This is a genomic window from Patescibacteria group bacterium (assembly GCA_022560785.1).
Taxonomy (GTDB): Bacteria; Patescibacteriota; Minisyncoccia; order Phycocordibacterales; family JADFSL01; genus JADFSL01.
In genome coordinates this window covers 1-19,888 of record JADFSL010000008.1, presented here as the reverse complement: position 1 = coordinate 19,888, position 19,888 = coordinate 1, and the positions used below count along the sequence as shown (strand labels likewise).

Below are 19,888 nucleotides of genomic sequence, written 5' to 3'. Positions count from 1 at the left end.
ACGGGACTCGGTCACAAGTTCCGTCAGAAGCGGACTGGCGACCCCACCGCGACGCTTTTTCCTGCACAGCAGGCGCGTCTCCGGCTTTCGAGTCCCGCAACTCAAGCGCAAAATGCGATAGCTATCTGCTATCAGCATTTTGCCTAGCGCGGCGGACGGGACTTGAACCCGCAACCTCTCGCGTGACAGGCGAGTGCTCTAACCAGTTGAGCTACCACCGCATTTCGATATTCTACCTTACCTACGTTATTTATGGTAGATGGTGCCGACGCCAAGAATTGAACTTGGGACCTCAACTTTATGAGTGTTGCGCTCTAACCAACTGAGCTACGCCGGCTCTATTTACACTTTATCATATTGTATGCCAGTGTACGTCTCATTTTATTTTTACATAACTGAGTCCCGACGATTCTGTCGGGACCCCGACTTTGCGTCGGGGCTACGCCGGCATGTGTGTATACACAAAAATACCATTTTCATTAACATACTTCAATAATACTTGAGATTTGTACCGTTTTGGTATACCATGTGCACTTATATAGCGGAGTGGAGGAGTAGTACCTCGGGAGGCTCATAACCTCCAGGCGCCGGTGCAAATCCGGCCTCCGCAACAAGTTAAGTTAAAGGCTTTCATTTGTGAGAGCCTTTAACTTTACTCTCTAGTGCCGGATTTTAGGAGGGGGTCGGGGAACCATAGGTTCACCGTGGAGGAAGGCAGGCGAAGCTGTCGGAAAACCGTGGGTTTCCGAGGAGATTCGGCCTCCGCAACAAGTTAAGTTAAAGGCTTTCATTTGTGAGAGCCTTTAACTTTACTCTCTAGTGCCAGCGGTTACTACAATAACAAATATTCTAAATAAACTGAAACTCCTCAAATACCTGTTTGTAGAGATCCATGATGCGCTTCGCCTCGCGCTGAGTCAAAATAAAATCAGAACTACTGTGCACAATGGTGTTGCGAACTTTGTGTGCCTCCCATGCAAGTTCCAATGTAGTAAAATCACTCTTTTCAATTCCTTTCATTTTCTCTCCCAAACTTTCACCACGGTACCCCATTTTAGTCACTAATTCATCAAGAAGCACATCTGCCTCCATTATCGCAAGCCGCCATTCTTTTGGATTTTCAGATGAAGCAAGTTCCATTATTTTCTCCCATCTTTTGTTCCCCTCTTGTGTGACATACTCTAATTGTGAAGATTTTCGTGAACCATATATTGCTACTTCCTCTTTTCGTATTTGCCATATTCTGATTACTGCGTAGACAATTCCGAAAATCAGAAGTGTTGAGAGTATAGCCGAGAAAATCTGAAATAGAGACCAGAGTTCATATGCCCTATCCGGCAAGGCAATGATATTTTCTCCAGTAACCAAATTGTAAATGAAGAGAAAGAAATATTCTAAATTTATAAACTGTACATTATCCATTGTGTATCAATATATTATACTTCTCCCAAAAAATTTTTTCCAAGTGCAAAGAGTACCGGCTCATTCTGATGTAAAGCTGTCAGCTGAAAACCTACTGGCAATCCAGTTCCGTCTCTCGAAACAAGACCAGACGGTAATGAAAGTGCCGGCATGCCGGTAAGGTTTGCCGGTACGGTAAAAATATCAGCTAAATACATAGAGAGTGAGTCGCTCTTTTCACCTATTTTAAATGCCGGTGTAGGAGTTGTCGGAGTTGCGACAACATCAACGTTGCCCGAATTAAACACATCGGTAAAGTCTCTCGTTATAAGCTCCCGTAGAGATTGAGCTTTGTTGTAATACGAATCGTAGTAACCGGCGGAGAGCAAATAGGTGCCAAGTAGTATTCTTTTTCTCACTTCACTTCCAAATCCGAGACCTCTGGTTTTTGTGTAGTCCTCAAGCAGATTCTTACCATCAACATGAAGGCCGTATTTAACACCGTCAAATCTAGAAAGATTGGCAGAAGCTTCCGCAGGCATCAAAATATAATAGACGGCAAGTGAATGTTTGATATTTGGAAGCGTAATATCTTTTATTTCATGTCCAAGATTCCTGAGTTTTTCTAGCGATTCGTTGAAATTGAGAAGCACATCGTCATCTATTCCTTCTTCCATGAAGTGCCGTGGTACTCCGATTACACACCTCTGTTTTGTTTTTCCTTTAACTTCCTTAAGTGGTATAGACGTATTATCAAGAGGATCCTCCCCTTTTATTGCGTCAAACAGTATTTCTACATCCCCAACTGATCTCCCCATTGGACCAATAACATCAAGCGAGGAACCAAGCGCTATGAGACCGCAGCGCGATACCGAGCCGTATGTCGGCTTGAGTCCCACTACTCCACAGAAGCTCGCGGGTTGCCTGACGGAACCTCCAGTGTCAGATCCAAGTGCAACGAGAGCACCTCCGTAGGAAACTGCGGCAGCTGAACCGCCCGAGGAACCACCAGGAACACGGTTGTTGTCGTACGGATTTGTTGTTTGTTCAAAAGCAGAGTTTTCTGTAGACGAACCCATGGCAAATTCATCCAAGTTCGTACGTCCTATAAATACCACTCCCTCTTGTTTTAATTTTTTTACAACTGTTGCATCATATGTCGCCCTATATTTCTCAAGAATTTTTGAACCAGCCGTTGCATATCTTCCAACTTGCAAAATATTGTCTTTAAGCGCTATGGGAATACCGGTGAGTGCAGTAACATTTTCCTTTGTGCGGATTTTCTCATCGGCGGCTTTCGCTTGCTCTTTAATATTATCAAATACCTCTAAGTACGCACTCACACTTTTTTCATTCGATTTGATATTAGCAAGATAGTGCTCTGCAAGCTCAACAGCCGACAACTCACCACGATCGAGCTTCTCACGTGCCGTCATGATAGTCATATGCTCCACGTCTTTACCCATACTACCGTTTTGTTAAAATCGCTTTTACTTTTATATAACCATCTTTTTGTTCTGGTGCCTCGTTCATAATCACTTCTGTATACATACCGCTTTCATGAGGGCTGTCATCTTCACGTAAAACATTCCGCAGTTCCCCAGCTTTTTTTTCGGGTTCAGATGATGAAACATCTTGAACTTCAGATACATACTCAAGGATTGATTCTATTTCGCTGCATAATTCTTTAATCTCACCTTCAGATATATCAATTCTAGAAAGTTGAGCGAGTTTTTCTATATCGTTCTTTGTAATCATGGTTACTATTGTACATATAGTATCATACCTCTACTCCTCAGAAATATTTTGCAAAAGATTGAGAAATTCTTTCTTTCCCAAGATGGAAATACCATGTTTTTTTGCATCATCATATTTTGAACCAGGATTTTTCCCAGCGACAACGAAATCTGTATTCTCTGACACCGACGAGGATACATTTCCGCCCGCATCACGAATTTTTTCATGAATCTCCTCTCTGGTGATAGAGTCTAATGTACCAGTGACTACAAAGGTTTTGCCAGATATTGCACTTTTCCCTTTTACTCTCTTTGGCTCTTTCACTGTTATTTGTTTAAGAAGTCTTCTCATTAATTTTTTATTGTCTGCATTTTTAAACCATGAATGCAGAGATTCAGCTACGATTTCTCCCACACCAGATATATTGGAAAGTTTTTCAATACTCGCTTCTTCAATATTTTGTATAGTTTTAAAATGCTTTGCTATGTCGTATGCTGTCTCTTCTCCCACATGGTCAATTGATAGTCCGATAATAAGTCTTGGCAATTCTACATTACGCGATTTTTCAATTGAAGAGAGTACATTTTCCGCTGCTTTTTCTTTGAAACCGGGTAATTCAAGAAGATCTCCCTTTGTGACTGTGAAAATATCATCATAGGTGGAAACTAAATTATGTTCTACCAGCATATCGAGTATCTTGGGTCCCACCCCATCGAAATTAAATGCCCGCTTTGAAACAAAGTGGTGCAATTTTCTTTTTTGTTGCGCAAATGAATTTTTATTTACACATCGGTACGCGGCTTGTCCAGCAACTCGTTCTATACGACCATCACCACCACATGCAAGTATATGTTTAGGAAACACAAACTTTTTTTCTTTCCCGGTTCGCATTTCGAGAAGCACACTTACAATCTCAGGGATAACATCGCCAGCTTTCTGCAATATGACCGTGTCGCCTATCCGTACATCGAGCTTTTGTATTTGGTCTTCATTGTGGAGCGTTGCCCGCGATACTACCGAACCGGCAACTGGCACTGGGCGCAAATGTGCGACAGGAGTAATAATACCGGTACGTCCAACCTGAAATGCAATATCTTCAACAACTGTTTGAACCTGCTGTGCTGGAAATTTGAATGCAATTGCAAAACGAGGAGCTTTGCCTGTAAATCCAAGTGTTTCTTGATAGCTTCGTCTATTTACTTTAATAACTACCCCATCGATGTGATAATCTTCTTTGTCTTTCAACTTCTGCGCCTGTTTCCAAAATGTAATTACCTCATCCACATTTTTACAGAGCTTAAAGTTCTTGTTAACTTTAAATCCTAAATCCTGAAGTTCTGTAAGTTCCTCAAATTGGGTATTTGGAATACTACTGTTTGAATATGGCATATCGTATATAAAGCTGTTGAGTGGTCGTGCTGCGGCTATTTTGGGGTCAAGTTGCCGTATTGAACCTGCCGCGGCATTTCTTGGATTTGCAAATTGCTCTTGTCCCTCCTTTTTTCTTTTCTTATTGAGTCTTTTGAGTCCCTTTTTTCCCATCCAAATTTCCCCCTCAAAAACAGCATTTATTTTTTTATTGAGAGAAAGAGGTATAGATTCAATTGTTTTAATGTTCGCAGTCACATCTTCACCCACCTTGCCGTCGCCACGGGTCGCGGCGCTTTTGAGTATTCCGTTTTCGTATTCAAGAATCACTTTGAGACCATCGATTTTCAGCTCGCATGTGTAAGCCATATCATCACTTTCATCAATATCATCTTTCAAAAACTTTTTTATCCGCTTGTCAAAATCGTAAATATCATTTTCGTTGAATGCATCATTAAAAGACCACTGCGGTATTTTGTGGGTTATTTTTTTGAATGTATCGAGTGGTTTCCCCTCTACGCGCTGACTTGGAGACTCGGGGGTAATAAGATCGAGATATTTCTGCTCAATTCTGTAGAGTTCATCCTTAAGCGAATCAAGTGCCTCGTGAGAAATATCTTCTTTGTCTAGCACATGGTATTGGTACCGATGGTGATTGATTGTATCTTTCAGTTTCTCTAATCGTTTTCGTGCTTCTTGTTTGCTGTCAAACTTCATAATTTAATATTTTGCCTCAATTGCCCGTTCGGTCCTCCTTGGATTTGTCGTATCGCAGGTATTGTATCCTCTAGATATTATTGTAGTACAAACTGTGCCCACACGACACTCTGAGTTAGTTGCATTAACATCTTTTATGATAGAAACTTTTGCGCAGTACGGCTCCGGTGGAAAGAGTAACGTAAAAGTACTTTCCGCACCCCAACCGCCGCCGCCCACTGACAATGTGTTGTCTCCGTTACAATCGATGTCTGTTGAGGTTGAGGTTGAAATAACATTTCTTTTAATATCCCAGTACAGTGCGCATTCTATTCCAGCATCAGCCGCATAAAATGCAACCTGTGATTCCCTTCCAGCTGACGAAAGAATCAGCTCCTTGATACTGATATTAAAGATTCCAAGTCCAATAACAAGAAGAAGACTTGAAATCAGCGTTGCGTACAATATAATAAAACCTTTGTTAGCTTGTAACTTATAACTTCCTCTATTTTCAAAATTAGAGTGATTCAAAAACATACTTATTATTACATCTGCCAGTTAAAAATATTCTCTTTCACCGTAAAAGACCGCACAAATACACCTGTCTGCCAATATATTGAAACTACAATAGTCACTTCATCAGGAGGATTAACCGAAACAATTTGCACTTCTCGAGTAAATCGCGATACCGAATCTGCTCCACTGTAGCCGTAAAAACCTGTTGATTCGTTATACCGAAGTGGAAGACAACCGCCTGCTGGACATTCACTTATAGTGTCATTTTTTACATCAACCACACATTTGATATCCCTCGTACAGTCGGGCGCTACACCATTGATACCAAAACCAGAAAGCCAGTTTGCTGCGAGTGAAAGTGTATTTCCATCTCTTTTACTGCGAATATATTCAATCGCATCTTGTGCAAGATAAAATGCGGTGATTTGGTCACGAGCATATATTGATGATTGCAACCCTTTTGAAGCGATAGTGAGGGGTCCTGCTATTGAGACCAGTAAAATAGCTATTGCGACAAGTGTTTCAATCAGCGTAAATCCAGATGTGTTGTTTTTAACAATTTTCATATTACAAATCAAGAACTCGTTGGGTAATAGATGTTTGTAGATTAAAATCGGTTCTTACTTTCTCTGAAACACCGGCATATCCCTGAATGACCATTACTACTCGTGGTTGATTTAAATCTCCTGGAGTAGCTCCAGTGACATAAAATTTAAAATTCTCTATATGTACTTCAGGCGCCGTAATCCCTACAAATGGACCGAGGGGTATAACACCAGGACCATCTATATCAATAGCTTGCTCAAGTTGTTCGTTTTGATATCTGTATTCAATAAATCTGCCATCAGAGGCAGTAAATCTAAGCCTAGTATCTCCGCCTGTACAATCGAGTGGTACACCAGGATCACCGCAGTCAAAAGCTGTGCCAAGACGCATATTGCGAGATATATTCTCAAGCGCAAAATTGAGATTGTTCATAACTGATGTGATTGATTGCGCCTTTTTGTTTGCATCCACTAGCGAGAGTAGCGACCCAACACTGATGGTCATAACAATGGAAAATAATGCTGTTGCAACCAGCATCTCTATAAGAGTGAATCCTTTTTTTCTATTAAAATATTGTTTCATACACCATTTACTATTTTTTCTATCTATTGCTATTTTACTGAAATCTGCCCCGTCGACCATACGGTAATCATCCGCTCTTTCCCTGTGGGAGATGCTACCGTAATCTCAGCCCTGCTGTACATTTCTAGGAGATTGGTATTTATGTTGGCATCTGGGTCCGGCCGTTTAAACACCACATCGAGGAATAAAATTTCCGAGAATGCTGTGCATTTTCTAGTACCGCCAGGCAACACTCCACAGACATTTGCTATAGTATATCCATTTCTGAGCGTTAGGGTTTCAATTGCCTCTAGCGGACTATCATATTTTTGATCGTCGTCTAGATCAGCAAAAAAAATATACGAGTCTGATATGCTACCATCAAAATTGACACCATAACCAATATCAAATCGCCCCCCTCCAACTTCAAACTCTCTGACACTCAGACCAAATACCTGTGCCTGGCGGATGGAAAGCGCCACGTCGTATGCAAGATTGCCTATAAGAATATTACCACTGAATTGCGCGTTGCGTGTGAGTACAACTCCGGTTATGATCGCAAAAATACTAATTGACACGAGCATTTCAATTAATGTAAATCCTCTGAGAGTAGATTTGATTTTCTTTTTTAACTTTTTTTTAAAAATCATATTAGCCTATAACAAAGAGTTCCAATACATTTATATTGAAGAAAAACACAAGAAGCAATCCCCCAATGAGATATGGAGCAAATGGTACTTCACTCTTCATTGTAAGCTGTCTGCTTCCCGAAAACAATGAGATACTCCACCACTTTCTCCTTGAAATAAAAAAGATAACGCGATTTACAAATAGTATAGACACGCTCACGAATGCTCCTATCCAAAACGAGAGGACAATCGCTGAAAATCCTCCTGAGAGTCCGAGCATCCAACCAATGCCGAGTGCAAGTTTTGCGTCTCCAAGACCTATCCACCTTCCGTGCGATATAAACCAAAGCGCAGCAATCGGAAAAGATAAGATAGGCCCAGCAACAATGTCGAGTACCGTGGGTATTGCTAGTGCAGAAAGTGAAAAATCAATAAACAGCCCCGCAAATACAAAAGCTATAAATGAGTACACCAAGCCATCAGGAATAATATGGTGTCTGAAATCATAAATCAGAATAACGATCAGAATGGAAAAAATAATGAGTGTGTAAAGCAGATAATATAACGGAAGGCCTAAGAGATATGCCCCAAGGAATAGTATCCCTGTAAAGATTTCAATAAATGGATACTGTAGAGAGATTCTGCTGCCACAGTTCCTACACCTGCCAGAATTAATTACATAAGAAAGTATAGGAATAAGCTCATTCCATGAAAGCACGCTCCCGCATGAAAAGCACGACGAGCGACCTGTAAGTCCTCGGCCTGAGTTATAACGAAGTGCCACAACATTCAAAAAACTCCCGACTATTGTGCCAAGTATAAAATAAAATAGCATCCAAAAAGGTTCCATATACCATCTATTATACAGACTTATAAACCAAAAAACCTCCCTTTTGGGGAGATTTTTTTGGTTGAAACTATTTCAGAACTTACGGCTTTACGTCGTAACATCCCCCTGTTTCAGTTGCTGCACAAGGACTATCGTTGGCAATCCAGTCTGAGGCACTACCGGTACATACTCCCAAAGCTGCTGTTGTCTCAACGTCTCCACTGAGTACAATATGGGTGTCATCTTCAAGACTTGCCCCCATATGATAACTGGTACAACTTGTACCCGAACCAATAGCAGCATATCTGTAATCAGTCTGATTAGTCCCAGTCGGTGGTTTGGGAATAGTTGCTATATATCCAGTATCAACCAGAGCTGTTATCGAAAGCGCGGTAGGATAGGAGCCAATTGAATCAAAGGATAACTCAAGCGCTAACTGAAGTTGTTTAATGTCTGAAACTCGTTTTGCATCTCGAGCTTTTTCTCGTGCAGTATTAAGACTTGCTAAAACTACAGACGAAAGAATTCCAATGATTGCAATAACCACCAGAAGCTCAATAAGCGTAAAACCTTGTTTTTTATTCATTCTATTTATTTTATTCGTTATATATACTAATTATAAGCAAATTCAAACTCGACCACTCCCAAAAATCGGAAAGCATAGCTTGATATGCATTATAGCAAGAGAAAATATGGCGCAAATACGCACATGTGGATAAGTTTTCCGCTAAATTGCCGACGAAATGTTGTAAATCGGCAAAAGTACTGATGTCAAAAGCAAACCAACCCCAAGTCCCAAGAGCACTATCACAGCCGGCTCTATAAGGCTAACGAGGAGATCAACCGCATGCTCCACCTCTCTTTGATAAAATTTTGCCAACATCTTCAATATATTGCCTAGCTCCCCAGTTTCTTCTCCGACCTTTATCATTTGTATCATGATACCGGGGATTTCTTCGTGTTGGGCGAATGCATCCGACACAGAACCCCCTGCTTTTATAGATTGTACAGATTCATTTAATAGTTTTTCATATACATTGTTACCTACAATCGCTGCTGTAATTTCAACAGCACGCAACATTGGAATACCACTCGAAAGCATTGTGCTTAAGTTGTCAGCTATTCTTGAGAGGTACAGTTTTCTATACAAATTGCCGACAAATGGAATTGATATCTCTGTTCGTGAAAGTGATAGTTTCCCCGATTCAGTCAACGTCCATCGATAGATGAAGAACCCGCCGATAGCAAACAATATGAGAAGAAAGACCCCATAGTTGACAAGGAAATCTGAAAGCCCAACCACTATTTTTGTGTATATAGGAAGTTCTTGACCCGATTCAATAATGATTGCACTAATACGGGGAATAACTGTAGTAAGCATTAGTATCATGACAATGGCAAAAGTAGATAGCACAAACGCTGGGTACACCATCGCACCTTTGGCTTTTGAAGTCACCTCGTATGTTCGGTCAAGATAATCAGCTAAATAAACGAATGTATCGTCTAGTTTCCCTGATTCTTCGCCTGCACTCACCATATTGACATAAAATTCAGAAAATACTTTTTTGTGTTTAGAAAGTGCGTTTGAAATTGAGTTTCCACTTTGTAAATCATCGGCCACTTCGGTTAATACTTTACGCAGTACCGGATTTTGAGATTCACCTGCCAAGAGTCTAAACACACGAAGTGCTGAAACCTGCGCTTCAAAAAGTGTGGAGATTTGTCGCGAGAGAATAACAATATCTTTATTTGATACCCTATCGAAAAATCCAATATTAGTTTGAAGGATTGATGTCTTCTCTGCAGGGTCAATAGATGAAATAATGAGTCCTCTTCTTTGCAGAGAACTAATTGCAACCTCCATATTAACTGCGTCTATGTTACCGCTTTTTGTGCTTCCGTCTTTGTCGACTGCTTGATATTTAAATAGCATGATGGATTTTGTTAGCTGTTGTGAGTATTAACGAGCAATGGTGTGCAAAATCATCACCCTCCCAAGTTTTTGTATAAAATGTTGTTGGTTGCCTAACAACTATTGGAGTAGTATATTCTATTTTTTGTATAGTGTTCATATGTGCAAAAATTTGTGGGGTAAGAAAATTATAGTTACGTTACTCATTAATTTTCTACAGCAACCGCTCAAGTATTTTTGGATTTAATGATCGCGAGAATGCATTTTCTGGAGTGATTTCACCGCGACGCACGAGCTCTGCAAGCGAACGGTTCAAGTCCACCATTCCATCGCCTGAGCTTGTTTCAATGATTGTGTTAATTTCGTGTGTGCGTCGCTCTCGTATGAGATTCGCAACCGCATTGTTGTTTATGAGAAGCTCATAGGCTGGTATAAGTCCTCCTGACACCCGCGGAATGAGCCTTTGGGAAAAAATACCCATTAAGCTTCCCGCAAGCTGAATTCGTACTTGGTCTTGTTGCCCAGCTGGAAATATATCAATGATTCGGTCTATGGTTTGAGCGGCATTGTTGGTATGCAACGTGGAGAGTACAAGATGTCCGGTTTCCGCGGCCGTAACCGCAGCTGCTATCGTTTCAGTCCCACGCATTTCACCAATTAGGATTACGTCGACATCCTCTCTGAACGCTGATCGAAGCGCCGTATTAAAATCTTTGGTATCAATTTTTACTTCACGTTGGTCTATTATTGATTTTTTCTGCTCAAAGAGATATTCAATCGGGTCTTCAATGGTGATTATATGTTCCGTTCTCTGCTGGTTGATAAGCTCGACCATCGCGGCGAGTGTGGTTGTTTTACCCTGCCCGACAGGACCCACGGTGAGAAAAAATCCCTGCTGACGACTTGCAAAATCATCAAGTATTGGTGGAAGGTTGAGCTCCTCAAGAGAAAGGATTTTTTGCGGAACAAGTCGCAGTGCGATTGAGATTGAACCTTGTTGAAAAAAACCGTTCCCTCTAAATCGCACTCCACTATGGCTATATGAAAAATCTATTTCCTGCTCTTTCAAAAAAAGCTCTTTTTGTTCTGGTCGAAGTAATTCCGTAATAAAACCAAGTGTATCCTTTGCAGTCAGTTTAGGTTTCTTTAAAAGAGGGATGAGCGAACCATCAACGCGAATGGTTGGATTATTGTTTACAGAAAGATGAAGGTCAGACCCACGCTCTGCGACTACGGTGTTTACTAATTCATCAAGTTCTCGCTTGTAGTCGAGATTGCTAGGTGATGTGTGTATATTTTGTTTCATAGTGGAATTGTACAATGAAAATTATTCAACAGAAAGAAAAGTTCCCCCCAATGTATTAACTTCCCTAAATGGAATAATTTTTTGTGACGATTTTAGTATTGCATCTTCTTTCATCGTAATCATCCCCGCATCACGTGCTACTTTTCTGATACTTGCATCTGTGGGATTTTCTAAAATTACTTTTTCCAACTCTTTTGACATGGTCATGACTTCAAATACTGCTATTCTTCCTTTCGTACCGTTTGGACAATTTTTGCTGGGTTCTGCTTCATAAACATATTTTATTTCAGAAATTTCTTTTTTATATTTTTCCGGCAAATCTTCAAACTGTTTGTCTATCATAATTTTTAAACTGTCTTCAACAGGCACTTGCTTTCCGGACTTTGGACAGAGCACTTTTACCAGCCGTTGCGCCATTGCAATAATAAGTGTCGGGGGAATGAGATATGGATCAATGCCCATTTCTAGCAATCGTGGCACGACTCCAACTGCATTATTGGTATGAATAGTTGAAAGCACGAGGTGTCCTGTGAGTGCCGCTTGAATAGCAAGTTCTGCTGTTTCTTTATCCCTTATCTCACCAACCATAATAATATCGGGATCCTGCCGCAGAGTAGTGCGCAGTCCTGTTGCAAACGTATATCCAATTTCAGGCCTGACTTGCGACTGATTCATGCCGGGTATATTGTACTCCACAGGATCTTCAAGCGAGAGCACGTTTTTCTCCTCTTTGTCTACCTCATTCAACATGGCGTAGAGTGTTGTCGTCTTACCTGACCCTGTCGGACCTGAAATGAGTATGAGCCCATATGGTCGTAGTATGGCATCCTTTATAATCTTAATGTTCTCTTCACTCAATCCCATTTCATCAAGCTTCTGCAGTCCTCTGGAAGCATCTAATATTCGCATAACAACCTTTTCTCCATAGAATGCTGGAAATGTGGAAACTCGGAAATCAATTTTTCTACCTGCAATAGTTGCTGAAAAACGCCCGTCCTGCGGTTTGCGTTTTTCATCAAGACGCATAGAAGAGAGAATTTTTATTCGTGCAATGACAGCTTGATGCACTTTTGCTGGAAGCTGAATATTGGTTTTTAATACACCATCAACACGAAAACGCACCCGAACAGCATTGCCAATGTGTTCAATATGAATATCTGAAGCTTCTCCCTCGACTGCGTAACGAAGTATGGTAGCCACCATTTTTGTAACCGGAGCATCTTCTTTTATGACCGTTGTATCCCCACTTTGAGTGGGCGGACCTTCTGTTTTTTCGGTTTTCTTCTCCTCTAAATGATGTTCTTCGACTAGCTCGCTCTCAAGCTCGGTGAGCGCTTTTCCGACTTCACCGGAGAGTCCTTTATACATCTGTATTACTTTATCAAAATCTTTCTGCGAAATGACAAATAACTTAAACGGGAGATTTATTTTTGCAGAGATAAAATTAAGTGCATCAATTACTTCTATGTTGTCAGGATTAATAATTCCAACTTCGAGTACTCCATCTGCGACCCCAATCGGAACAAACTGGTAGTGCTTTGCTGATTCTTCTGGTATATAGTTGAGTATCTCAAATGGTATTGTCTCACCACCGATTTCTCTGGATGGGACATTAAGTGGTTCACCTTTGGCACGCAAAACTACATTGGAATCAACACCCCTTTTCGCCAACACGTCTTCAACCGAAGCTCCGGAAGAACGAACTTCTTCTTCTATCACTGCGACATCTTCTTGGTCAACAATGTTTTGTTTTACTAGTGCATTTAAAAGATTCATCCCGATAGTAATAGGGCACGGACAGAAACTATCCTCGTCCTAACATTATACTTTTATCAATAATCAACTTTTTTGTCATATATTGTTTTGGTGTCCGCGATTACTATCGGGATTCATCCCTCAAGATTTTCTAATTAACTTTCTAATCCCACTCAACGCTATTACTCTACCCCAATCGGTGCAAATGGATTTGGTCTTCCTACTGGTTCAGGTATGAGCTCCTGACCAAAATCAGTCAAACTCTTAAACGAAAGGCTATCAAAAATATTCCCTGTAAGCTCAACCGAGCGCAACTCAAGTAATAGTACAAGTAGCTCACGTTCAACAGATGATTCCCCTCCGGTGTTTATCTGCTCAGAAACTAAGAGTGATGTGGTGCTCCGATCTCCAGTAAAAAAGTACGAATAAATAGCAAACGCAACCGCCAGAGTGAGAAGTATGAATAATATATTTCGCATCTTTTTCATATATGGTTGATTTACTTAAGCCAGTAGGTCTCAATACTTATCTGGTATTCGTACAAACTTCCAGTGGAAGCAATGAGTGACAGTTTTGCTACATCAACAATTCTCAAACTTCTTTCTAGATCTTTAAGAAAGCGAAGTACCTCCTCATATGGAGCTATTACTGAAAACGACAGTGTCACAGTCTCATATGGTTTGTCACTCGGTCCTATAGTGCTGCCTGAGGCAACTGAGGATTGGCTCACTGCCACATTTCTAATACGCATACCGTATGCCGATGCTATATTATCAATATCAAGTGTAAGACGAATATTATCTACATTATCTGGAAGTAATTTTTCCAATTTATTGAGATCGCTTGTTGAAAATGAGTTGTATCTGGATAGTAGCTTATCTCGTACTATTTGAAGTTCTTTTGATTTATCAAGCGCCTCGTTGAAATTTTGTTCTTCTGCCATACGAATTTTTACATCATCATAGGTAGGGTCAATGTAGCCAAAAAACAAACCGACTGTAGTTGCAACAAAGAAAATTTGAATAAAAAATTTCATTATAATAGTTTATTGTTTCACTCTATAAATCCCATACTATCAGAATATGAAAGCAGTGATGGATCAAGTACTGCTGAAAAGTTGAAAACGATATTACCACTATGGTCAAGATTTAAATCTGAAAAAATCGCCTCTTTTATAAATTCACTGTTTCCAAAAGCGTCAGATTGAAGCGCTACAGATTGGAAACTAAGCGCATTGCCACTCAGTGCTATATTAATTTTACCTTCACTATCTACCGAGTAGTTAAAATTATTAAATTGAACACTTTTAAGAGTTGTCTCTTCCAGTAGTTCAAAAAACGCAGAAAGCGCCATGTGCTTATCAAGAATTTCTTGAGCTGATTTCATTCGCACATCCAGACGATGCATTTCTCTTATTAATGTCGGTTCAAATGCACCACGAGCCCGTTCAAGATTTGCTGATTTTCGCTCTATGCTTTGATTCAAATACTGCTGATAGAGGAACAACCCTCCCGCAGCAGAAATTGCTGTTAGAAATAAAATAAGTCCAAGCAGAAAAAATATTCCGACAGAACTACCGCTTTTGCTTTTCGGTGCCGCTGAAACCGGCTTCTTTGGTATAAATGATGTTTGGAATTTCGGCTCCATTATGCTGTTATATTACGTTATGCATATATTATACTTTGCTACTCGTAAAAATACTACATTGTTATTCAGTCTCCTGTAGTTTCCGTAGTGCAATCCCCACAGCAACACCAAACTCGGGTCCAACCTCTTTAAGTACTTGCTCAAGAAATGCTGGTGTTTCAATTTTTGAAAAAGGATCAGCGAGTAACACCTCTGTATTTAAATTTTTGGTTGCCAAATCAAGCATCCCCTTGAGAACTGAGCCGCCACCGGTAAGTATTGTCTGTCCGATATTTTTGTTAAATTTTTTCTGGTAGTTAAGCACAAACCGGTTTGTTTCAGCAAATATATGGTCAAGTACCAAAAGCATTGCCTCGTTTGCGTTTTTTTGATCCCCCGTTCCAAGTAGCCCAACTTCGCGCTTGTATTCCTCGGCTTTTGCAATATTCATTCCTAGCGATTTTGAAAGCGACAACGTTATATTTTGCGAACCACGATTAATCAGATGTGATGCTTTGACAATACCATACTCAACAATATAGAGTTTGGTTGTTGCCGCACCCATATCAAATATAACCACTGGAGAGAGCGTTTGGATTAGTGTTGCGCGAATCGTGCTAAAAATCTCTATCTCAAAAAAATTCACAGTCATGTTTGCTCCTTTGACAATTTCTCGATACTTGGTGAGCACATCGTTGTGTATTGCAACCAACAGCACGTCAATGCTTTTTACTTTTTGTTTTTTATCGTCTTGTTCTACAGTTGAATCAATAAACTTCTTTTCACTCTCCGGTATAATAAACCAATCAAGTGTTACTTCCCCGATGGGAACCGGAATATATTTTCGCGCTTCAATCGGAATCATTTTGATAAGCTGTTTTTCTTCTATTGCAGGCATTTGTATTAGAGTTACTAGGCTGGAACTAAATGGTATGGAAACACCACCACTATTTGTGGTTGTGTTTGCTTCTTTGAGTAAATCGGCAAGCGCGGCAGATAGTTTTTCAGATGTAAGATTAGTCGCCTGCCCTATCTCAAGATCAGAATACGGACCAAGTGCTAATTCACCATACGTTTCAAGCACTGCACTTCCGCCCTTTTTCTTTAGCTGTATAATTTTTATTGAAGACGAACCAACATCAACACCGAGCACCGACTCTTCTGATTGACGCATAAAACGTCCTTCAAAAAGTTTTTTGAAAGGATTTTGCATGTATTATGTTCGTTTGTAAATAAAGTATAACACATGCCGTTATCAAAAAAGGATATAGTACTGCACAATAATGTGAGCACAGAGTAACATACAATACAAATATGAATCCCGTTAAAGATAACAAAAGTTAGTGTAATGAGTAAATTAAAAATACCTATAATTCCGCCCAAAATTTATAGACACATGAAAAATCAAGAAATTAACAACGATATAATTAGTATAGTTTCCCTAGAGCTTTCTAGCGGAACCTGTCTCCAGTAGGATGAAAAAGTGTATTGAGATTCTCAATTTTATTCTAGATTTCCTATTTCCAACAGGAGCAGCTGAATCTATACCCGCCGAGACATTGTCCAAAAAAATCGCAAGAAAAAGACGAAGAGAAACTGTAAAAATACCAAACACAATTGTACTTTTTGATTACCGAGATATACTCATAAAAAAGTTGATATGGCAACTTAAATACAAAGGAAGTAAAAAGGTTGCAAAAGTGTTTGCTGAAGTGTTAGACGAATACCTACTGGAAGAATTGGCGGAATTGAATATGTTCTCTTCATTTGAAAATCCTTTGCTTATCCCAATTCCGCTTTCCAAAATACGAATGCGGGAGCGTGGATTTAACCAAAGTCAGAGGGTGGCTCAAGAATTATCAGAGAGAATGCCCATTTTGAAGCTCGAGACAGGAGTGTTTGCGAGAGTAAAAGATACACCAAGCCAAACATCACTTCATGGTAAAAACATGCGAATGGAGAGTATTAAAGGAGCATTTGCCGTTTCCGATCCCCAAAAAATTAAAGGACAAGACGTAATATTGCTTGATGATGTCATTACAACCGGAAGTACAATGAACGAGGCGAGACACACGCTCCTAAGTGCAGGCGCACGAAAAGTTATGTGCGTCGCACTGGCACACTAACACACGGTGGTATATTAACCCTTGTTTTGAGACATGTTGGTTACATCTTTAATTAGTCCGTTTGATATATAATATGTTTGTCCCTCATTATTCTTTAGCACCGTTGAACGCATCGTAATCCTTATAACTTTCCCTTCAAAACTACCTATTTTTACCTTGTCGCCAATTCCATATTGATTTTCAACTAAAATAAACAGTCCTGAAACAAAGTCCTTTACTAATGATTGAGCCCCGAAGCCAATTGCAAGTCCAATAACACCTGCACCAGCTAATACCGGTCGTATATCAATACCGAACAAACTCAATGTCATGAGTAAAATCACAACATAAACAACGACATTGCCTGTTGTGATAATTATGTTTCCTAGAGTTTCTGCTCTCTTTTCTTTTTGAGAAACATTCTCGTCATCCCCGTCGTCGACTATCCGCGCCAGCCGCTTAACGGTTAATTTCAAAACTAATTTACCAAAAAAGAACAAAATAGTAATCCAAATAATATCTACCGCGTTTTGCTTGATGATGTTAATGATAAATTCCTGCATAGTGTTTAATTTATCGCTGATTGATTAGTTTTAATTTTTCCTCTCGATTCCAACTTTTTATCTCTGCCTCCCGTTTCCTCGCATCTTTTAATGTATCAAAGGTTTCTGAATGTACCAATATAACCGGTCTGCGAATTTTTGTATAGTGTGCTCCTGATTTTAAGTCATTGTGTTGTTTCAGTCGTTTATCAATATCGTTCGTACATCCAATATACAGAGATGTGTCCGCACATTCAAGAATATAAACTTTATATTTCACAGATTGACAATCAGAATATTTAGCACTATATGCTATTCGAATCTTTGAGCATTAAGGCGGGCATGTTCAATTTCTTCAAGCGAGAGTTCAAAACCATTAGCCCCTCGATACATGAGCTGTCCCTTTGATATTGAAACATGCTGAAGCCCGAGCATGTGACCGATTTCATGAGCCAGCGCCCTGAAATCATACACGGTCGTATAGTCTGAAACCGCAACACTACCCAGTCCAATAAATGCAATACCATTTATTCCACCGAGGTTACCCATAAGAAAAACATTTATCGCCGCTGCATCAAATGCATCAATGTTTTGAACAAACGCTGCAGGGGCATCAAAGAAAACTTTTAGCTCTTCGTTGCTTTTTAAAATGGTATGGATATTTTTTATCCTAAGTGCAATACCTGCCTGATCCCAAATTCGTGATGCATTTTCTACAAGACGCAGAACATTTTCTTCTGAGCGGACAGAGCCGTATGCTTTGTTGCCGGTAATAATAAAAATGGTAAGCGGAACTGTGAGCGTTTGAGCATCCACACGACTCACAACCTCAGGCTGATTTATTGAAGCGGGAGTTCTTTGATAGAAGAAGTATTGATATATGCCCGAAATATATAGTAATCCTGCGATAACAACAAAAGCCACCGTGCCTCGCAGTACTCGATGGAAAATACTTACTTCAATTTCCTCCTGGCTATCTATATCAAGTTCACTATCATCCTCGTGTGTTGTCGTCTTGTTTTTAGGAGTTAATGGCATATATACCCATCAACTGAAAGGTTTTTAACATTCCTAAAAACCTGCAAGCACATAATAGCCCGGACCGGTTATGAGTAACATAAGTGCAATTGCAAGCAAGAGTAGGTCATATGACCAATCGGTGAATGGCTTTTCTGTTTTTGTTATCTTCCAGATAGTTCCCATTATCATTTGAAAACCAAACAATGCTACGGCAAGCCATATATACACACCAATGATTACGGCAATGCCGCCGAAGAACTCAACAAATGCAACGATTGTGCCCCAGAACATACCAGGCTTAAAACCCATCTTCACAAAATCTTCAGCATTTGATCTGAGATTTGTAATCTTGGGGTACCCATAATAAATCATGACAATGCCCATGATTATTCTTACGATAAGAAGCACTATGTCACTCAAGGGAGCTAATGGGGTAAGTATGCTCAACATAATTATTCGGTTACTTGTATGTCTTTCCAGAAAGCAAAGTAACCTTTGATCTGCTTTGCTGCATCACTGGGTTCTGGATAAACCCAGGCGGCATCTTCCACGGTTTCGCCATCAACTGTGACATTGTAATAAGAAGCGACACCTTTCCATGCACATGTATAAGTATTACCGCTTTTTTTCAAATATTCCATATTGACCGAAGAGGCAGGGAAGTAATGGTTGTTTTCAACCACCACGGTCTTGTCACTTTCGGCAATGATTTTGTTTTTGTATATCGCTTTCATATTCTTATAATACCACAATAATAGGAAAATAAACGGCTCAAGTGAGTTGAGCCGTTAAGTTCATAATGCGTTTCTCGCTATTTCGCAGATTTTATTGAATTCAGTTTATGGTTGCGGCGCCAATTTTTCATCTCTGCTTCCCGTTTTCTTGCGTCTTTTAATGTGTCAAAGGTTTTTGAATACACCAACGTAACCGGTCTGTGAATTTTCGTGTAGTGCGCACCCCACTTTGAACTGTATGCTGAGCATTGACTTATTTTGACAGCTATGTATATTTAGTATGTAATTAGTTCTTTGATATTTCCGCCATAGGCGGACATACAAGACTTTGAGACTAGTGTTTTGGACGTTTTTAAGTTTCTAAAACACTAGTCTCAACAACGAGGCAAGTCGCTTAACCCGAGCGATTCGGGCAATTCACGTTATAGGAGGTGTGCCATGACAGACATGGTGAGCCGCACCCTATCGGTGCACAAAGAGCACGAAGTGCTCCTCAAGCTTGAGACCGCGGGTCTCAACGACGAACTTGCCCAGAGAGTCATTGATTCGAAGGGCAACGATCTTGCCGCGAAAGTGGTGAGACTGATTGAAAACGGTGGCTTTGA

General features: G+C 40.1%; 24 protein-coding genes and 3 tRNA genes. 3 read left to right on the top strand and 24 right to left on the bottom strand.

What is annotated here, in order from left to right:
• Nucleotides 1-147 precede the first annotated feature (147 nt).
• Both IIB50_01360 and IIB50_01355 read right to left on the bottom strand, forming a co-directional pair.
• Nucleotides 148-221, bottom strand: a tRNA-Asp gene (locus IIB50_01360).
• Between the two features lie 39 nt (nucleotides 222-260).
• Nucleotides 261-337 (bottom strand) — tRNA-Met (locus IIB50_01355).
• Between the two features lie 203 nt (nucleotides 338-540).
• Here IIB50_01355 and IIB50_01350 point away from each other — a divergent pair.
• Nucleotides 541-611: transfer RNA gene (locus IIB50_01350), tRNA-Met, on the top strand.
• Between the two features lie 238 nt (nucleotides 612-849).
• Here the strand turns inward: IIB50_01350 and IIB50_01345 are convergent.
• From IIB50_01345 to pilM, 17 genes are all read right to left on the bottom strand, one after another.
• On the bottom strand, nucleotides 850-1,422 hold the full coding sequence (locus tag IIB50_01345) for a hypothetical protein (GenBank protein ID MCH7529743.1): 573 nt from the start codon (nucleotides 1,420-1,422) through the stop codon (nucleotides 850-852).
• Between the two features lie 14 nt (nucleotides 1,423-1,436).
• A complete protein-coding gene (gene gatA / locus IIB50_01340; GenBank protein ID MCH7529742.1) occupies nucleotides 1,437-2,846 on the bottom strand; it encodes an Asp-tRNA(Asn)/Glu-tRNA(Gln) amidotransferase subunit GatA in 1,410 nt (469 codons plus the stop codon).
• A gap of 22 nt (nucleotides 2,847-2,868) precedes the next feature.
• Nucleotides 2,869-3,159 (bottom strand): Asp-tRNA(Asn)/Glu-tRNA(Gln) amidotransferase subunit GatC, encoded by a 291-nt coding sequence (gatC, locus tag IIB50_01335; GenBank protein MCH7529741.1) that lies wholly within the window; start codon nucleotides 3,157-3,159, stop codon nucleotides 2,869-2,871.
• A gap of 30 nt (nucleotides 3,160-3,189) precedes the next feature.
• The gene (gene ligA, locus IIB50_01330; protein ID MCH7529740.1) at nucleotides 3,190-5,223 is read right to left on the bottom strand and encodes an NAD-dependent DNA ligase LigA; all 2,034 of its coding nucleotides are present in this window, start codon (nucleotides 5,221-5,223) and stop codon (nucleotides 3,190-3,192) included.
• A gap of 3 nt (nucleotides 5,224-5,226) precedes the next feature.
• On the bottom strand, nucleotides 5,227-5,739 hold the full coding sequence (locus IIB50_01325) for a pilus assembly PilX N-terminal domain-containing protein (GenBank protein MCH7529739.1): 513 nt from the start codon (nucleotides 5,737-5,739) through the stop codon (nucleotides 5,227-5,229).
• Between the two features lie 8 nt (nucleotides 5,740-5,747).
• Nucleotides 5,748-6,284 carry a prepilin-type N-terminal cleavage/methylation domain-containing protein gene (locus IIB50_01320; GenBank protein MCH7529738.1) on the bottom strand — a complete coding sequence of 179 codons (537 nt, stop codon included), beginning with the start codon at nucleotides 6,282-6,284 and terminating at the stop codon, nucleotides 5,748-5,750.
• 1 nt (nucleotide 6,285) lies between these two features.
• Complete coding sequence (locus IIB50_01315) at nucleotides 6,286-6,906, bottom strand: prepilin-type N-terminal cleavage/methylation domain-containing protein (protein MCH7529737.1); 621 nt, start codon at nucleotides 6,904-6,906, stop codon at nucleotides 6,286-6,288.
• The gene (locus tag IIB50_01310) at nucleotides 6,876-7,475 is read right to left on the bottom strand and encodes a type II secretion system protein (GenBank protein MCH7529736.1); all 600 of its coding nucleotides are present in this window, start codon (nucleotides 7,473-7,475) and stop codon (nucleotides 6,876-6,878) included. Before IIB50_01310 ends, IIB50_01315 begins: the two co-directional genes overlap by 31 nt.
• Before the next feature lies 1 nt (nucleotide 7,476).
• Complete coding sequence (locus IIB50_01305) at nucleotides 7,477-8,304, bottom strand: prepilin peptidase (GenBank protein MCH7529735.1); 828 nt, start codon at nucleotides 8,302-8,304, stop codon at nucleotides 7,477-7,479.
• A gap of 79 nt (nucleotides 8,305-8,383) precedes the next feature.
• On the bottom strand, nucleotides 8,384-8,869 hold the full coding sequence (locus IIB50_01300) for a prepilin-type N-terminal cleavage/methylation domain-containing protein (GenBank protein MCH7529734.1): 486 nt from the start codon (nucleotides 8,867-8,869) through the stop codon (nucleotides 8,384-8,386).
• Nucleotides 8,870-9,010: 141 nt separating this feature from the next.
• Complete coding sequence (locus tag IIB50_01295) at nucleotides 9,011-10,216, bottom strand: type II secretion system F family protein (protein ID MCH7529733.1); 1,206 nt, start codon at nucleotides 10,214-10,216, stop codon at nucleotides 9,011-9,013.
• A gap of 193 nt (nucleotides 10,217-10,409) precedes the next feature.
• Nucleotides 10,410-11,501 carry a PilT/PilU family type 4a pilus ATPase gene (locus IIB50_01290; protein ID MCH7529732.1) on the bottom strand — a complete coding sequence of 364 codons (1,092 nt, stop codon included), beginning with the start codon at nucleotides 11,499-11,501 and terminating at the stop codon, nucleotides 10,410-10,412.
• A 21-nt stretch (nucleotides 11,502-11,522) separates the two neighbouring features.
• The gene (locus IIB50_01285; GenBank protein ID MCH7529731.1) at nucleotides 11,523-13,277 is read right to left on the bottom strand and encodes a type II/IV secretion system protein; all 1,755 of its coding nucleotides are present in this window, start codon (nucleotides 13,275-13,277) and stop codon (nucleotides 11,523-11,525) included.
• A 161-nt stretch (nucleotides 13,278-13,438) separates the two neighbouring features.
• Nucleotides 13,439-13,744 (bottom strand): hypothetical protein, encoded by a 306-nt coding sequence (locus IIB50_01280; GenBank protein MCH7529730.1) that lies wholly within the window; start codon nucleotides 13,742-13,744, stop codon nucleotides 13,439-13,441.
• Between the two features lie 11 nt (nucleotides 13,745-13,755).
• The gene (gene pilO, locus IIB50_01275; protein ID MCH7529729.1) at nucleotides 13,756-14,292 is read right to left on the bottom strand and encodes a type 4a pilus biogenesis protein PilO; all 537 of its coding nucleotides are present in this window, start codon (nucleotides 14,290-14,292) and stop codon (nucleotides 13,756-13,758) included.
• Nucleotides 14,293-14,309: 17 nt separating this feature from the next.
• Nucleotides 14,310-14,903: a hypothetical protein gene (locus tag IIB50_01270; protein MCH7529728.1), complete on the bottom strand. Its 594-nt coding sequence runs from the start codon at nucleotides 14,901-14,903 to the stop codon at nucleotides 14,310-14,312.
• 61 nt (nucleotides 14,904-14,964) lie between these two features.
• The gene (gene pilM, locus IIB50_01265; protein ID MCH7529727.1) at nucleotides 14,965-16,095 is read right to left on the bottom strand and encodes a type IV pilus assembly protein PilM; all 1,131 of its coding nucleotides are present in this window, start codon (nucleotides 16,093-16,095) and stop codon (nucleotides 14,965-14,967) included.
• Nucleotides 16,096-16,357: 262 nt separating this feature from the next.
• Between pilM and IIB50_01260 the strand changes: the two genes are divergently transcribed.
• On the top strand, nucleotides 16,358-17,008 hold the full coding sequence (locus tag IIB50_01260) for a ComF family protein (protein MCH7529726.1): 651 nt from the start codon (nucleotides 16,358-16,360) through the stop codon (nucleotides 17,006-17,008).
• A 14-nt stretch (nucleotides 17,009-17,022) separates the two neighbouring features.
• Here IIB50_01260 and IIB50_01255 read toward each other — a convergent pair whose 3' ends face one another.
• From IIB50_01255 to IIB50_01235, 5 genes are read right to left on the bottom strand one after another with little or no spacing between them, the layout of a single operon-like run.
• Complete coding sequence (locus IIB50_01255) at nucleotides 17,023-17,550, bottom strand: mechanosensitive ion channel (protein ID MCH7529725.1); 528 nt, start codon at nucleotides 17,548-17,550, stop codon at nucleotides 17,023-17,025.
• Between the two features lie 10 nt (nucleotides 17,551-17,560).
• Nucleotides 17,561-17,809 (bottom strand): GIY-YIG nuclease family protein, encoded by a 249-nt coding sequence (locus IIB50_01250; protein MCH7529724.1) that lies wholly within the window; start codon nucleotides 17,807-17,809, stop codon nucleotides 17,561-17,563.
• A 32-nt stretch (nucleotides 17,810-17,841) separates the two neighbouring features.
• Entirely contained in the window at nucleotides 17,842-18,567 is a 726-nt protein-coding gene (locus IIB50_01245) for a hypothetical protein (GenBank protein ID MCH7529723.1), read from the bottom strand.
• A gap of 33 nt (nucleotides 18,568-18,600) precedes the next feature.
• Nucleotides 18,601-18,999 carry a DoxX family protein gene (locus IIB50_01240; GenBank protein MCH7529722.1) on the bottom strand — a complete coding sequence of 133 codons (399 nt, stop codon included), beginning with the start codon at nucleotides 18,997-18,999 and terminating at the stop codon, nucleotides 18,601-18,603.
• A 2-nt stretch (nucleotides 19,000-19,001) separates the two neighbouring features.
• Entirely contained in the window at nucleotides 19,002-19,283 is a 282-nt protein-coding gene (locus IIB50_01235; GenBank protein ID MCH7529721.1) for a DUF427 domain-containing protein, read from the bottom strand.
• A gap of 447 nt (nucleotides 19,284-19,730) precedes the next feature.
• On the opposite strand from IIB50_01235, the gene IIB50_01230 reads away from it, so the two are divergent.
• Nucleotides 19,731-19,888 (top strand): hypothetical protein (locus IIB50_01230; GenBank protein MCH7529720.1); only part of this gene is annotated, 158 nt, incomplete at its 3' end.